Source organism: Streptococcus parasuis (genome assembly GCF_021654455.1).
Taxonomy (GTDB): Bacteria; Bacillota; Bacilli; order Lactobacillales; family Streptococcaceae; genus Streptococcus; species Streptococcus parasuis.
Genome location: NZ_AP024276.1, coordinates 59,432 through 74,590, shown reverse-complemented (window position 1 = coordinate 74,590; position 15,159 = coordinate 59,432). Strand labels below are relative to the sequence as shown.

17 protein-coding genes are annotated in these 15,159 nt (G+C 37.5%); 4 read left to right on the top strand and 13 right to left on the bottom strand.

The window, feature by feature from the left end; genetic code table 11:
• Positions 1–131: 131 nt before the first annotated feature.
• The 4 genes from L6410_RS00425 to ruvB form a co-directional block, all read right to left on the bottom strand.
• The gene (locus L6410_RS00425) at positions 132–1,034 is read right to left on the bottom strand and encodes a transcriptional regulator (protein ID WP_172075747.1); all 903 of its coding nucleotides are present in this window, start codon (positions 1,032–1,034) and stop codon (positions 132–134) included.
• 155 nt (positions 1,035–1,189) lie between these two features.
• Complete coding sequence (locus L6410_RS00420; RefSeq protein ID WP_237395566.1) at positions 1,190–1,804, bottom strand: HAD-IA family hydrolase; 615 nt, start codon at positions 1,802–1,804, stop codon at positions 1,190–1,192.
• Position 1,805: 1 nt separating this feature from the next.
• Positions 1,806–2,552, bottom strand: a complete 747-nt coding sequence (locus tag L6410_RS00415; RefSeq protein ID WP_237395564.1) for a GNAT family N-acetyltransferase — start codon at positions 2,550–2,552, stop codon at positions 1,806–1,808.
• Complete coding sequence (gene ruvB, locus L6410_RS00410; protein WP_237395563.1) at positions 2,552–3,550, bottom strand: Holliday junction branch migration DNA helicase RuvB; 999 nt, start codon at positions 3,548–3,550, stop codon at positions 2,552–2,554. The genes L6410_RS00415 and ruvB overlap by 1 nt, the downstream gene beginning before the upstream one ends.
• A gap of 127 nt (positions 3,551–3,677) precedes the next feature.
• Here ruvB and L6410_RS00405 point away from each other — a divergent pair, with 127 nt between their 5' ends.
• Genes L6410_RS00405 through L6410_RS00390 form a run of 4 tightly spaced genes read left to right on the top strand, consistent with a single transcriptional unit; the run spans position 3,678 to position 6,628 of the window.
• Positions 3,678–4,337, top strand: coding sequence for an amino acid ABC transporter permease (locus L6410_RS00405; protein WP_237396593.1), 660 nt, complete (start codon positions 3,678–3,680; stop codon positions 4,335–4,337).
• A complete protein-coding gene (locus L6410_RS00400) occupies positions 4,318–4,995 on the top strand; it encodes an amino acid ABC transporter permease (protein ID WP_024392848.1) in 678 nt (225 codons plus the stop codon). Before L6410_RS00405 ends, L6410_RS00400 begins: the two co-directional genes overlap by 20 nt.
• Positions 4,996–4,999: 4 nt before the next feature.
• On the top strand, positions 5,000–5,746 hold the full coding sequence (locus L6410_RS00395) for an amino acid ABC transporter ATP-binding protein (protein WP_237395561.1): 747 nt from the start codon (positions 5,000–5,002) through the stop codon (positions 5,744–5,746).
• A 12-nt stretch (positions 5,747–5,758) separates the two neighbouring features.
• Complete coding sequence (locus L6410_RS00390) at positions 5,759–6,628, top strand: cysteine ABC transporter substrate-binding protein (protein WP_205028832.1); 870 nt, start codon at positions 5,759–5,761, stop codon at positions 6,626–6,628.
• A 684-nt stretch (positions 6,629–7,312) separates the two neighbouring features.
• Here L6410_RS00390 and L6410_RS00385 read toward each other — a convergent pair.
• The 9 genes from L6410_RS00385 to L6410_RS00350 form a co-directional block, all read right to left on the bottom strand.
• On the bottom strand, positions 7,313–7,504 hold the full coding sequence (locus L6410_RS00385) for a hypothetical protein (protein ID WP_024392851.1): 192 nt from the start codon (positions 7,502–7,504) through the stop codon (positions 7,313–7,315).
• Positions 7,505–7,520: 16 nt separating this feature from the next.
• The gene (locus L6410_RS00380) at positions 7,521–7,721 is read right to left on the bottom strand and encodes a hypothetical protein (RefSeq protein WP_237395559.1); all 201 of its coding nucleotides are present in this window, start codon (positions 7,719–7,721) and stop codon (positions 7,521–7,523) included.
• Complete coding sequence (locus tag L6410_RS00375) at positions 7,722–7,901, bottom strand: class IIb bacteriocin, lactobin A/cerein 7B family (RefSeq protein ID WP_237395558.1); 180 nt, start codon at positions 7,899–7,901, stop codon at positions 7,722–7,724.
• Between the two features lie 388 nt (positions 7,902–8,289).
• Positions 8,290–9,642 carry a bacteriocin secretion accessory protein gene (locus L6410_RS00370; RefSeq protein WP_024397560.1) on the bottom strand — a complete coding sequence of 451 codons (1,353 nt, stop codon included), beginning with the start codon at positions 9,640–9,642 and terminating at the stop codon, positions 8,290–8,292.
• 11 nt (positions 9,643–9,653) lie between these two features.
• Positions 9,654–11,807 carry a peptide cleavage/export ABC transporter ComA gene (comA, locus tag L6410_RS00365; protein WP_237395556.1) on the bottom strand — a complete coding sequence of 718 codons (2,154 nt, stop codon included), beginning with the start codon at positions 11,805–11,807 and terminating at the stop codon, positions 9,654–9,656.
• Between the two features lie 470 nt (positions 11,808–12,277).
• The gene (locus L6410_RS00360) at positions 12,278–12,439 is read right to left on the bottom strand and encodes a hypothetical protein (RefSeq protein WP_237395554.1); all 162 of its coding nucleotides are present in this window, start codon (positions 12,437–12,439) and stop codon (positions 12,278–12,280) included.
• Positions 12,436–12,564 (bottom strand): hypothetical protein, encoded by a 129-nt coding sequence (locus L6410_RS11005; RefSeq protein ID WP_261311026.1) that lies wholly within the window; start codon positions 12,562–12,564, stop codon positions 12,436–12,438. The genes L6410_RS00360 and L6410_RS11005 overlap by 4 nt, the downstream gene beginning before the upstream one ends.
• Before the next feature lie 61 nt (positions 12,565–12,625).
• On the bottom strand, positions 12,626–12,778 hold the full coding sequence (locus L6410_RS00355) for a class IIb bacteriocin, lactobin A/cerein 7B family (protein ID WP_079269043.1): 153 nt from the start codon (positions 12,776–12,778) through the stop codon (positions 12,626–12,628).
• Positions 12,779–13,863: 1,085 nt separating this feature from the next.
• Positions 13,864–15,132 carry a MerR family transcriptional regulator gene (locus L6410_RS00350; protein WP_237395552.1) on the bottom strand — a complete coding sequence of 423 codons (1,269 nt, stop codon included), beginning with the start codon at positions 15,130–15,132 and terminating at the stop codon, positions 13,864–13,866.
• Positions 15,133–15,159: the final 27 nt, after the last annotated feature.

The following is a 15,159-nucleotide window of genomic DNA, read 5'->3' as shown; positions in this document are numbered from 1 at the left end:
CCACCACATTGACCAAGAAGCTCCAAATACACAGAAAGATCGTAAAAAATTTCTCATAGTCATCTCCTTTAAACTTTATTTGTAATCTTAGTTTAAAGAAAATGATCGGATTCAAACAGGACATTTATGTCCTATAGGTGGTCCTCCTCTTCCCAATCCTCCTTTATTCTCCTAACCAAATAATCATTTCCAATAAGTTGAGCAAACTTCACAGCATCTTCATAATATTGGTATGCTGCCACTTGATCCTTGTTAACATATAACTCATATTTCCATTTCAATAAATTTAAAATGGGTTTCTTTTGAAAATCTTGAGTTAAAACCATTATTTTATCTAGGGCATTAAAAAGCGAAGGCATTAAGTCGTAAGCTTCTATTTTCCCCAAAATACCAACAGACGTCATCATCACATCCCTTAAAACGAATAATTCATTCAAATTCATAATCTCCATTTGATCATGGAGTCGATTTACCATTTCCAAAAAATATTGATTTTCAATAATATTTTCTGGTTCACTATCAAGATGAATTAAGTATAAATGGATAATCAATAAGTCATTGACATCAAATATAGTTTTACGAATAACCTGTTCAAAATAATCATCTAATATTGACTTTCCATATTGAGTAGACTTTGTTTGAAAAGCATCTATCTTAGACTGAAAAGCATCAATAGCTATTTGTTCTTCTTCTGGGAGCTCATCGTAATATTCATCATAAATGATTGTCAGCATTTGATTGCGTTGCTCTACCAAAAATTGGTCTCCATAGGTAGGAGTTCGTAATACCTCATATTTTAGACGCGAATAGCGTTCCGGAAGTTGGACATAATCCGGCATAAGCTCATATAAACCCATATTCAACCTGCTCGCTATAAAACCTATCTTTGAAAAAGTTGGTTTGCATTGTCCCGCTTCTATACGACTCAATTGACGAACAGATAATTCTAGTTCATCTTCACAGAATTCTTCACGCGTAATGGCTAATTTCTCCCGTAAATATCTCACACGTTGCCCAAATTCCTTATCGTTCACCCGCTATCCTCCCAAGTATTTTTTGTATATTATAACAAATTTGTTAATAAATTCACAATATATTTTTTTGCACTTATAAAAATGATACCGTTAACAATATGAATAGAACGAACGATGTGCACATAAAAATAGAGGCTGAGATATAAACTCCACCTCTAACTAAAATTTAGCTCCACAATCTCCTGTAAATTGGTGATCTTTTTGTTCTCTTTTATCCCGTCAATCTGCAAGTTGATACTATGTATTCCCGCATGAATAGCTGTCTCCACATCAAGCAGACGGTCACCAATATAGTAAGTATGTTCCTTTTCCAGACCGTACTTGTCTATGAGAAATAGCAGAGCTTCTGGACTTGGTTTGCGAGCAAAACCAGAATCGCTGGTCAAGATTTCTGTGAAATGGTGACGGACACCCAAATCCTCCAAAACCTGAAAAGCATTGTCACTTTTGTGTGTATAAACGAAATTTTGAATTCCTTTCTCTGCTGTCCAATCCAGAATTTCACGCGCACCAGCCATCAAGGGAATCTGTGTATTCTTCTCCTTCAAGGAAGTCGCTCGTACACGGTTGAGTTCATCACTATCCAGACCATACTTATCTGCATCACGCACCAGCAAGTCTTTAACAGAATAGCGGAGAATATATTTTCTCACCTCTTCACGGTCAAAAGGAAGTTCAAATTGCTCATAGGTTTCCTGAATTCCAGCCAAAATCGCTTCATACGAATCCAGAAGTGTTCCATCCAAATCCCAAATAAATGTCGGTGTCATCTTATCTCCATTCAAATGCTTGATAGGGCTTGTCCAATTGGTAGCCCATTTTTTCTGCGAGTTTCAAGGAAGTCAGAGTATGGGCATCCCAGCTAGGATAGAGACCACGCTTTAGACAGACTAATATCAATTTGGCAACACAAACTGCTGCCAAACCCATCCTTCGATAGTCTTTTCTAGTATCAACCTCTATCTCAATCCCCCCGGAATAACTGGCATAAGACGAAGCACCAGAAACAACTTGCCCCTTGTGCACGATGACATAGCCTAGCCCCAACTCCAAAAACTGTGCCACATCCGCATAATTGCCAACCAAATCGCGTGACCATTCCTCATGTAAACAAGTCTGGTAAAGCTCTGAATGAATCGGATATAATTCAAAATCAGCTGACAAATTCTCTACCAAAGACTGTAAATACCCGAGGTCAAAGGCTGTATCTTTCTTCGTTGCATAACGGGTAAAGGCCCTAATCCTGTCTCCGTATGTCCCTTCAATCAAGTCAGACCAGGCTTGGGTTTGGGGGACTAAAATAATATCCTTTCCCTCACACATTTTTAGCAAGTCTAGATTTGGTTTTCCGGCCAAAAAACCAAAGAAGCTCTGCCGTCCATAAAGAGCTAGAGCTGACTGGGGCGACTGACTATCATCAACATAAACTTGCCCCATTGTGCCTTCTAAACAGGTCCAGATAAGGGGTTCAGGCCAGTCTCCAAATAAGCTAGCTACTCGTCTCATCTGCTCTGCCATTATTTTTCCCTATATGGATAGCCCAAATGCTCGTAGGCTTTGGCGGTCGCGACCCGCCCCGTCCGGGTCCGCATGAGGAAACCTTGCTGAATTAGGTAGGGTTCGTACATATCTTCCACTGTTTCGCGCTCTTCAGCGATATTGACCGAAAGGGTATTGAGACCGACGGGACCACCGCCATACACCTCAATCATGGTACGGAGAATCTTTTGATCCACATAGTCCAACCCCTCACGGTCCACATCTAACATCGTTAAAGCCTTATCAGTGATCGTTTCATCAATCAACCCATCTCCCATAATCTGGGCAAAATCCCGTACCCGCTTAAGAAGGCGATTAGCGATACGAGGGGTCCCCCTTGACCGACGAGCCAGCTCAATCGCTGCTTCGTGGGTAATCTCCATCTCAAAAATATCTGCTGTGCGTTCGACTATCTCAGTCAAATCAGCCAACTCATAATACTCCATGTGACTAGAAATACCAAAACGAGCCCGCAGTGGATTGGATAACATCCCTGCACGTGTGGTAGCACCAATCAAAGTAAAGGGTGGTAAGTCCAGGTGTACTGAGCGATTAGCTTCTCCAGATCCAATCATAATATCAATGTAAAAATCCTCCATGGCACTGTAGAGTATTTCCTCAACCGCCATCGGCATACGATGAATTTCGTCGATAAAGAGAACATCTCCCGGTTCCAAATCATTGAGTAATGCAACCAAATCGCCAGCTTTCTCAATAACAGGACCGCTGGTCTGCTTGATATTAACTCCCAACTCATTGGCAATAACAAAAGCCATGGTGGTCTTACCCAACCCTGGAGGTCCAAAAAGAAGAGTGTGGTCTAAGGCTTCATCCCGTAATTTGGCAGCTTCAATAAAAATCTTCAGCTGATCCTTGACCTTATCTTGTCCAATATATTCATTTAATTTTTGCGGACGTAAGGTACGCTCAACGTATTCCTCGTCCTGCATCGGTTCCATATCTAAAATTCTTGTCATACCTCTATTATAACATAGCAAATTGACTGATAGGAAAAACTTATATCCCTCTTTAAAAAAATAAAATTTTCAAGCAAAAGCATATATGTTACTATAAATTCAATACTTCACAAAGGAGGTGAATCTTCTGGATTGGAACTTTATTCAAGAATCCATACCAGTCTACCAGGAAGCACTCTTTCTCACTGTTCGGCTGGCATTTCTAGGCATTGTTGGAGCTTTCGGATTGGGACTGCTCATTAGTATCATCCGTTATTACCGTATTCCTCTTCTTCAACAGATTTCTACAGCTTATATTGAGTTGTCACGCAATACTCCCTTGGTCATTCAACTTTTCTTCCTCTACTATGGTTTACCGCGATTGGGAATTGTACTTGATGCAGAAGTTTGTGCAATTGCTGGTTTGATTTTTCTTGGTGGTTCTTACATGGCAGAATCTTTCCGCAGTGGCTTTGAAGCTATCAAGAAAAGTCAGATAGAAATCGGAGCTAGTTTGGGGCTAACAAACTGGCAAATTTTCCTATATATTTTGCTACCTCAATCACTAGCTATCGCCTTGCCTTCATTTAGTGCTAATATTATCTTTCTAATAAAAGAAACTTCCGTCTTCTCCATTATTGCCTTAGCCGACCTCATGTACGTCGCTCAAGATTTGATCGGACTACAATACGAAACTGACGAAGCGCTCTTTCTCCTAGTGAGTTCCTATTTAATCATCTTGCTACCGCTTTCGCTCTTCTTCTATTATCTTGAAAGGAGGATTCGCCATGCAGGATATGGGCATTAAAGTCTTACTGGAGGGGAATAATTTACAACGACTATTAGTCGGACTGAGTGTCACACTCTGGATTTCCTTTCTCTCCATTGGCATTTCAAGCGTTGCAGGGCTATTAGTAGGAATCATCATGACATCAAAAAATAGACTGATAGTATGGATATTCAGAATTTACTTAGAAACCATTCGAATTGTTCCACAGCTGGTTCTACTCTTCCTTTTCTACTTTGGATTAGCACGGGGATTCAATATCAATATTTCAGGTGAATTGGCCGCGATTATAGTATTCTCGCTTTGGGGGACAGCTGAAATGGGAGATTTAGTTCGAGGAGCCATCACTTCTCTACCTAAACACCAATTCGATAGCGGATTAGCATTAGGGTTAAGCAAACGAAGTCTCTATCGCTATGTCATCATTCCTCAAGTTCTACGCAGACTACTCCCACAGGCAATTAACTTGGTCACCCGCATGATTAAGACCAGCTCCTTGGTTATCCTCATTGGCGTGGTTGAGGTCAATAAAATCGGGCAACAGATTATTGATTTTTACAGGACTAGCTCTCCAAGCGTGTCCTTATGGATTTACGGAGTGATTTTCTGTATTTACTTTATGATTTGTTTCCCAATATCTGCATTTTCTCGCTATCTTGAATCGATTTGGAAGGAGTGAAGTCGTGAGTCAACCTGTCTTAGAATTACAAAATATTACTAAAAATTTTGGTCAGCAAACCATTCTCAACCATCTTTCCTTATCCGTTAAGGAAGGAGAAGTGGTCGTCATCTTAGGCCCCTCTGGTTGTGGAAAAAGCACACTACTACGCTGTATTAACAAGTTAGAAAGCATTCAAGAGGGCGATATTTTACTAGATGGCCAATCTATTCTGTCTGGTTCACTTTCTCTACAGGATATTCGGCAAAAAATTGGCATGGTCTTTCAAGATTATGAATTATTTCCCCATATGGATGTCTTACAAAATCTGACCCTTGCACCTGTCAAAGCCCTAAAACGCAACAAAGAAGAGGTCCAAGCAGAAGCCGAGACCTTGCTAAAACGGGTAGGACTTGAACAGAAAAAACATAGTTATGCTAGAGAATTATCTGGCGGGCAAAAGCAACGGGTAGCTATCATTCGTTCCCTCCTGATGCACCCTGAAATTTTATTATTTGATGAAGTCACTGCTTCTCTTGACCCAGAAATGGTTCGGGAAGTCTTGGTTCTCATCAATGATTTGGCAAAAGAAGGACGGACCATGCTGATTGTGACGCATGAAATGGAATTCGCACGCGCCATTGCTGACCGCATCATTTTCATGGACAAGGGAGAAATTATCGAAGAGAATACTGCTCAGAATTTCTTCCAACATCCACAAACTCAACGGGCTCAAGCCTTTCTAACAACTTTTGACTTTAATCATTTTTAAAAGGAGAATTTTATGAAAATCTTTAAACCTATTTTTGCTATTTTTAGTGTCATAGCTGCGATTATTTTAGTTGCCTGCAGTAATACAAGCACTTCTTCAACTAGTTCCAGCAGTTCCACAAGTGGAGCAACCGCACGTACTCTTGAAGAAATCAAAGAAAGTGGAACAGTCAAAATCGGTGTTTTCAGTGACAAGAAACCATTTGGCTATGTGGATGCAAATGGTGAATACCAAGGATATGACGTCTATCTAGGCAACCGCTTGGCAAAAGAATTGGGCGTTGAGGTAGAATACGTCCCTGTCGAAGCCGCAAACCGTGTGGAGTATCTCACTTCTGCCAAGGTTGACATCATCCTAGCCAACTTCACAGTAACAGATGAGCGAAAAGAACAAGTAGACTTCGCCCTTCCTTACATGAAAGTATCCCTCGGTATTGTATCTCCAAGCTCTGCTGTCATCACTGATCCAGAACAACTCAATGGTAAAACCCTCATCGTCAGCAAAGGTACCACAGCTGAACTTTATTTCGAAGAGAATTACCCAGAAGTCAAACTTCAAAAATACAACCAATACAGCGAAGCCTATGCTGCCCTCTTAGACGGACGTGGCGATGCCATGAGTACAGACAATACTGAAGTTCTCGCATGGGCCTTGGAAAACAAAGGTTTCGAGGTTGGTGTAAAAGCGCTAGGGGATGTAGACACTATCGCTCCTGCCGTCCAAAAAGGAAACACCGAATTACTTGATTTCATCAACCAAACAATTGAAAAACTTGGTGAGGAAGAATTCTTCCATAAAGCCTACCAAGAAACCCTTCAACCAGTATATGGTGATGCTGCTCAAGCTGATGATCTTGTTGTAGAAGGTGGAGTTGTTAAATAATTTTTTATACAAAAAGAGGCTGGGCAGAAAGTCCAGCCTCGCTTCTCAGAGTTCGTATCAACATCTCAGCGCAGTGGTTGATTGGGTTTAACAGTCCAGTGGACTGTTAAAGGTTGGAGATAAGATTTGCGAAGCAAATCTCAGCAATTCGTGTTTCACTCTCCAAATCTGACCATTACGACTGTTGCGAACAAAGTTCGCTTTATCTCCAACCTCAAACTGTCTCCCAGACAGTTTGAGGTGTGCGGGGGTGGGAGTGAAACAGTCTGGGGATAGACTGTTTCAGCTCAACAACTTAAAACGAAAAATTGTTGACAAACTCTTTTTAGACTGGTCGAGTTCTTTCCCACTCTCCTTTTTAGTTTATCCAATCTTCTTATCTCCTTCCTTCATTATGCTTTTAAAGGACAAAAACAGCTGACGGGAGACCGTCAGCTATCTCGGAGATTATATGAAAAAGATATGCCAGCCGTTTGAGCTTTAGCTCTTACGGATGACGATACTGAAAGTGATGAGCTATTTCTAGCTTGGATTTAGTATAACTCGCCAAGCTTAAGGGAAACTAAAATGAATAGTTGAGCTTATTTTTTTTATTTACGCTCCTGTCTTATATCCTTTTCTAGTTTTTTATTTTAAGATACAGTCTGCTACTCTTCACTTTTCCATTTTTGAATCAATACACGATTAGTAAAATGCATTATACCAATTGCGACCAAAGCTTTTTCCTGCATTATAAATACTACCAAAAGCACGAGTTGCATAATCTACTAACTTATCAACATCTACTTTAAAATTATAACTACCGCCACTTACATATTGTAAATCAGTATCACTTAGACACAGGAACTGATTTTCCAGTTTTCCAAAATTATTCATTGCTTATTTTCCTTTCTTACCTAAACATTGCATTGTAAACATAGCGACCAAAGTCTTTCCCAGCAGAATAAACTGGTCCTAACACCAGTGTTGCTAGGCAATATACAAGAATAACCCCAACAACAAAAGTAACTATTTTTACAACAGGAGATTGTTGATCATAAAGCTGATTCAGCTTTTGAAACCCTAAGTCAATCGACTGCAGCATATTCCCCATCTAGAAGCCTCTTCGTTTCGCTTTCGCTTCAAAAGCACCATCTAATGCTCCAAAAATATAGGTTCCAGCAATTGCAACACCACTTGCTATTGCAACTCCTAAAAAGATGCTACCTCCTGAAGAATCTTGTAGTTGTTCATCCATTACCAATGAGTACTTCATTTCTAATTCACCAAACATCTATTTTTTCCTCCTTATTATTTGTAATATATCTGTGTTGGTTTTCAATCAGATTACAATCTGCTCTCTGAACTATCTTACTCGACAACTGGAGGCCCGTTAATTGACATTGAATTGATGAATTGTATTTTCAAGCAAATAGTTGGTATGTTACGCCCTTGCACATTGCATAAATACCTCAGTATACCCTTCCCCTCCTTTCCATTCATTGTGACATGTGAAGGATAGCTCCCTCACTTTACTTATTCGTAAACAAACCACAATTTTTCCTTAATATCATTTATTACTACTCAATGAGAATGAAATTCACTAACTTCAAAGCGCGGAATCTTTCACGACTAGTATAAAAAAGGACTTGTCTATCAATCTGATAGACATGCCCCTTCTTCTATTCCTTACCTAAAAATTCATCTATGAAATATTGAAAATACGTCTTCTTACCTGTAATCACGACAAACTGGCCTTCCATTCCATACCTCAATTGTTCAGCCATTTCTGTTGATATCCTGGTTTCTGCTTCAACTTTGAAAAAATTACCAGCTTCCGTTTGAATGGCAGTACTTGCAATTTCTGATATGTTGGACTGCAGTGCTAGTCGTTTCTCTCCCTTCCCTTGTAATGAAAACTGGATATTATCCTTTAATGAGATGCTTGCAATATCTTTCGAAGGAATATATGCTGTAATCTTCATTTTCTTAGCTTCCGTTAGAACGGGATAAACATATGCAATAATTGTTCCTTCTGGAATCATCATTGAGCCTTCAACTTCTGTATTTAAATGAACGACCCCTGCCTGATCAGCAATAATTTTTGTCTTATCCATTGCTTGTTTTTGAACCGTAAGTGTTGCTTCTAGTTCTCTTAATTGAGAAGACAACAAGGTCATTTCCTGACCAACCTTGGTTAAATATTGAGCTTCCAATGATGCCGACTGACTATCCAAGCTATTCGTATACGATTGTTGTACTCCTGCACCAGCATATTGCAATTTATAACTGGCCAGTTGAGTCTCTACTTGACTGATTTGATTATCGATTTGAGCGACGAATGATTCTTGACTGGCAACTGCATCCTCTGATTGTGCTAACTGATACTGTGCATAGATTGAATAGCCAACATTCTCCTCATCAATGACACCATCAGACTGAATGGCCCATTTCAATTCTCTATAGTCTGCTAAGGCTTTCTCCGTTTGATGCATTACTTTTTCCAATTCCAATTGTGATTGTTTTGCGGCTTGATTTTGAGATGCAATCGTTGCATTTTGTTGATCAATCGTACTTGCCAATGTTTCTAATTGATTGCAATAATCCTTAAACATTTGAGAATAACCATATTGATCTTCTTTCTCAAATTGATTACTTCCCGATTCCAAACTCTTCTTCAAGACATTGAGTTGAGAAATCTGATTTTTCAAAACAGCTATGTTTTCTTTGACCTTGTCTTCTTGGATTTGCTCATTCTCTGATTGATATTCTACTAATAAATCTCCAACTGAAATCTCTTGATTTTCGATTAAATGATTCCTCAGAATCTGATGATTACTGGTTGAGTGAATCTGTGCCAATCGTTGTACAGGTTCTACGGTTGCTCTTGTTGAAATGGTCATTTCTTTTTTAGCAACGATTGAAAAAAGAATGAGAAACAAAAACAATACACAACTAGGAATAATCACTCTACTGGCTGCATTATGATAACGTCTGTTGTAAAATTCCGCACTTTCTAACAGATGATGGTCCATCTCTCACTCTCCTAACTATTTACTAAATATTCATAGAACCCTTGCTTGTCTAACAATTCCTTATGACTCCCTTGTTCTACAATTCTTCCCTTATCTAGCACAACAATATGTTCAGTACGCTCTGCAATGGTTAAACGATGAGCAATAAAAATCAGTGTTTTGTCCAATGACAATAGGTTGTCCACAATACGCTTCTCTGTCAAAATATCCAGACTACTGGTTGCCTCATCCAAAATCATAATAGGGGCATCCGTAAGAAGGGCACGCGCCAAGGCAATTCGCTGCCGTTGTCCACCGGAAATTCCGGCTCCATCAGAAGTCAATTCCGTTTGGTAATTCAGTGGCATTTTTTCAATATCTTCTCTAATACATGCCATTTCAACAGCCCACAAAATATCTTCTTGACTTGTTCCCTCTTTTGCACCTAGCAATAGATTTTCGAGAATTGTCCCATTAAAAACATAGGGTTGCTGTGGAAGATAATTGATATGCTGACGAAGTGTTTGCTTATCGATTTGATTAATGTTGACATTATTTAATCGAATCTCACCCTTGTAAGGATCATAAAAATCCACCATCATTTTAGCCAACGTCGTCTTCCCAGAACCAGAAACTCCAACAAAGGAGACCTTTTCCCCTCGTTTAATTTTCAAATTAATATCTGTCAAAACATCCCTACCATAGCCATATTTATAATGCACTTTGTTGCATTCAATATCCCCCGAAAGTAACGAAAGGTCCGTCACGGATTTCTTTTCAGCAAATTCCGATTCAACCAAATAGACCTCGTTCAAGCGGGTATTGGCAACTTGAGCTGTCTGTAATTTTGTTTGTAAATTGATTATATTTTCCAATGGATTCGTGAAATAGACCAATAAGGTATTGAAGGTGATTAGCTGCCCCAAAGTCATTTTCTGATCCATAACAAGACAAGCTCCTAACCAAAGAATAGCTACATTTAATACGAGTTGGGCCAAGCGCTTTAACACTTTTTGCTGCCCTTCGGCCTTGTTGTATGCAAATGATTTTTGTAAATAATCTACAAATTCTCTATCAATTTTCTGATAACGTTGTTTCTCACTTGTCAATGATTTTATGGTTTCAATACCATTGATATCTTCAATGATAGACGAAGAAAGAATTGCATTACTTTCCATCACTTCTTGATTCATCTTTTCAAATGGTTTCATAAACGCAAAAATGATTAGAGTATAGATTGGCAATGCCAACAAGGAAATAAAGAAAAGATAGACATTCTGACTAAACAGCACTACCGAAACAACCACAACAATAGATACATCCAAAAATATTGATAGAATGGTACTAGCTAAAGCATCAATAATAGAATTGGCATCTGTAAATCGTGAAACAATTTCCCCAGTTCGCCGAGTAGCAAAAAATGACATTGGTAGATGAAAAACATGTCTAATATAAGACAAAATCACATCAATAGAGAGTCGTTGCCCAAGAATGATTAATAAATACTCTTGGGAATAAGATAACAATTGTTGCAGGGCATAAACAACCACCAAACCGACTGAAATGACACCTAATGTTGTTTTCATCTGATTTGGAACATAAGTGTCAATAATGGATTGTAAATAATAGGAGCCCACAATGTTGATGAAAGTAACCAAGAGCGTTGCGAGAACAATATTTGTAATCAATCCCTTTTGTTTAGTCAACAATGGAATGAAAGAAAGTAACCCATGACTCTTCTCTTTATGAGGTTGATATTCCGGTTTGGGAGCCATGAATAGCGAAACTCCTGTCCACTCCTTTTCAAATTGTTCATGGGATAACTTTGTTAATTTCACTGATGGATCCGGGTCTGCAATATAGATATATTTCTTATCTGCCCCAATGACAACATAATAATGTAGTAACGTGCCATCTTTTACCACATGGGCAATGAAAGGATAGACCGCTTCCCTCATCGAAAACAAAGACATATCTGCCTTAATCGCACGCGTCTCAAACCCTAGCTCTTCAGCAACCTTTACTAAACCAAATGCTGTCGTGCCTTCCATAGTTGTCTTTGCCATTTCTCGCAAACTTGCTAAAGAATGATGAGAACGATAATATTCCAAGATCATAGCAAGCGCTGCTACACCACAGTCTCGTGTATCTACTTGTGCTCTATAATGACGTTTTCCAAATTTCATACCTATTCCCTTTTTCACCACAATTTTTGAGAAGAGCCTCCTCAATTAATTTATTCGTAAAAAAGAAAAAAATTACTAAAATATTTCAATTCAAAGTAGCCACTAGCAGATAGAAATAGACAATAACTTCCTACATTAACAATTAATTTTTACGATAAACAGGGTAGTTAAGATAATACATTGTATAAGTAACTTATTATTTAAATAAATAACAAAACTACTTTACCAAAGAATCTGTATAAAAAAAGCATAAAATCATATTTTAGTAATACGATTTCATGCATTTAAAAACTTCCAATTTTATTGATAAATTTGAGTTCTGAACTCATCTTCCAAATCAATATGAGACAATCACCAATCTGATGTTTTTCTCTATTAGTACTTACTTCAATTCAAAAAGATAACCATATTATCAAAAATGATGCTGATTAAGAAGAACTTCTTACTTTTCATAAGGAATCATAAATCAATTAACCGTACTTTCTCTTCAGATCTTTTCCAATTGTATATGCAAAACCTGCAAGTCCAATAGCTATTGCTAATACACTCCCGCCTTCTGTTCCAATTAACTCATCTTCTGTAAGTGTTGAAAAGTTTGTAGTAAGATTATTTGTTAATTCAATATTATTCATTTATTATCCTCTTTCTTTTGATTATTATTTACTGACTCATCTACCATTAAGAAAATTGCTGTAGCTATTGGTAATGATATTCCAATGCCATAATTTATTAAATTTGCGTCATATAGTACTACCATAAAAAAAATGATGCAAAATATAACTAAATGTAAGTATCTTTTCATAATAATACCTAAAAACTTAACCTAGAAGCCAACCCAGCAATAATCCTCCTGCAACTGCTCCACCGTAAATAATTGCGGGAGCAATACCACCTTCCAATTCCATCAATTCATTTTCTGATAATGTTACAAAGTTTGTATTCAAGTTATCTAATGTTTCAAATTTAGTCATATTATTTTCTCCTTATATATATTCTTTATTTTCAATTTTTAGAAATCTATGTTGCAACCTTTTTAAGGTCAAACTACTGATGTTGTAATTGCGATAATTCCACCATTTATTTTTAGTAGTCAACTTTAATTCTTCTTTGAATTATCTCCTAAAAAATATCACCTTCAATATTTCTAGACAAACTAGGGCGGAATATCTTTCAATAACTATTTATTCTGTTATAAAATTATAGTTAAGTAATGATTTTTCCTTGGTGTGACTGGCTGTGATCTCCGTCTTATAAAATATGGAAAAATGATCATCCCGCCGCAACACTCAACTAAATCTTTGTTCTCCAAATCTTGATAATCAATTTTATCAATGCTCTTGTATGTTTCTATACTCATATTCACCTCCCTGATATATCATTGCATAATTAATGAAAAATATTATTTTTCATTAGTATTAGTAGTTTTTAAACAAGGTTCTGAGCCATACAAGCGGAAACATGTAACTAATCATCAAATTTCCTCCTTTCATTTTCTTACACTTGTCTTTTCATAAATCAGTACTATTTGATTTGTTTTCAAGTGCGCATCTCCTTGAGGGAATTCTTCCTCTCACTTACTTATTCGTAAACTATTTTATTTTTTTTTAGATGTTTTACATTTTTTAAATAAGTAAGAGTTTTAATTCCCCCTCACCTATTTATTCGTAAGAAAAAGACAAACTATCAAAAATTTAAAAAATATTAATACTATTCGTGTTATTCGTAGTCAAAAGTATACTAAATTAAACCAGATGTACCTTTTGTAACATTGAAACTTGCTTAGGTATTTTATATAAAGTATTTAATCCTTAAACATATTGTTACAATCTTTTCCAAATATAAATCAAACTACACTCTTTAAAAAAAAAAGAATCTAGCTAAATTAATGTCTAGATCCTCTTTCATATTATTATGCAATAGAAATTTTTAAAAAGTTAAAAATATTAGTTGGATTTCGAATTTTCCCAGCCCCTTCCTTGAAGTTTCGCTATCTTCACAATGATGAGGAATAAGCTTTTCAAACTGCAGAGAGATGAATCAGAATGATCCCTCAATACTATTTATTTTCAATAATCCGTAAAAATCGCTCTACATAATGTGGATCCAAATCATTGTACTGACTACCTTCTGCCGAACTTTCTTTGGAAATTCCCAATTCCATCAGTCGCTGATCAAATTCTTCTAGCTCAATATAGGTGTCATCTGACACTAATTTCTGATTGACAGTCGGTTGCATGAACACTTTTTCTTCCCCATCTAAATCAATACAGTAGCTAAATGTTCCCTGTCGTTTAGTCTCATCTAGTGTAAACAACTTTGTCCCAAATCCTGTCCAGACCGACTTGACATCGCTGTAAACAAATTCTTTGGACGGAACAATCAGATTAATTTCAATGATACGATTATTAGTGACAGCTGTTGTTGTACTAATTAGCAGAGCCATCAACAAGATACAACTTCCTATCAGAGCAAGTAGATATTTCCATGACAGCCTCAACAGTCTCGCCAGTTTTCCAAAAAGCAATATAAGAAAAGTCATGATAAATAATATAAAAACCTTACTCAGACCAATCGAATACTCATAAAAGAGCCAATCACTTGGTAGAAAAAAAGTTTCTATCAACCAGCTAACCAAGATAAAGCAGACAATCCCGACCACAAGGGAAACTAGTGCTATGGGAATCCACCAAACTTGACTGCGGTTTTTCTTACAAACCTTGTCCCGATTCTTCCACCAATTCACAAGATAATCTCTCCACAGGAGTGTTATCCAGGCGGAAGCAAAAAGCGAGAGAATAGATAGTAAGAGTAGGTTTTCTTGGCGGCCTTGTTGAATTCTTGTAAACAACCAAAGAATCGGACCTGATAATATGAACGTCTGCAAAAGAGTCATCCAAATACTCGGTAGCAAGGCATATTCTATGTCTTTTTTCAACTCTTGGAAATCATCGCTTTCCATATGAGTAATCGAATTCTGTATTTCTTCAAGCCAACCATCATTCTTCCCCAAGTCTTTGACCACTTGGTCTAGCAAATCAATCTTATTCGTCAATCTTTCTTGCTTCTGAATGATGGCTTGCTTTTTTCTCAACAAAGCCGATTTCAACCCTTCTTCTGACCATGTAAAAGATTCTTCTAACTCTGATAAAGAAAAATCGAAATAGCGGAGCAACTTAATCAAACGAAGTTGCCGCACATTTTCCACTGAATAGTCACGATAATCGTTGACCGGATTTCTCTCCACAGAAATCAATCCCTTCTCCTCATAGAGACGTATTGCCTTAGTTGACAGCCCTGTCAACCTTTCCACATCTTTTACTCGCATCTTAATTCTCCATATTTGTTAATACAT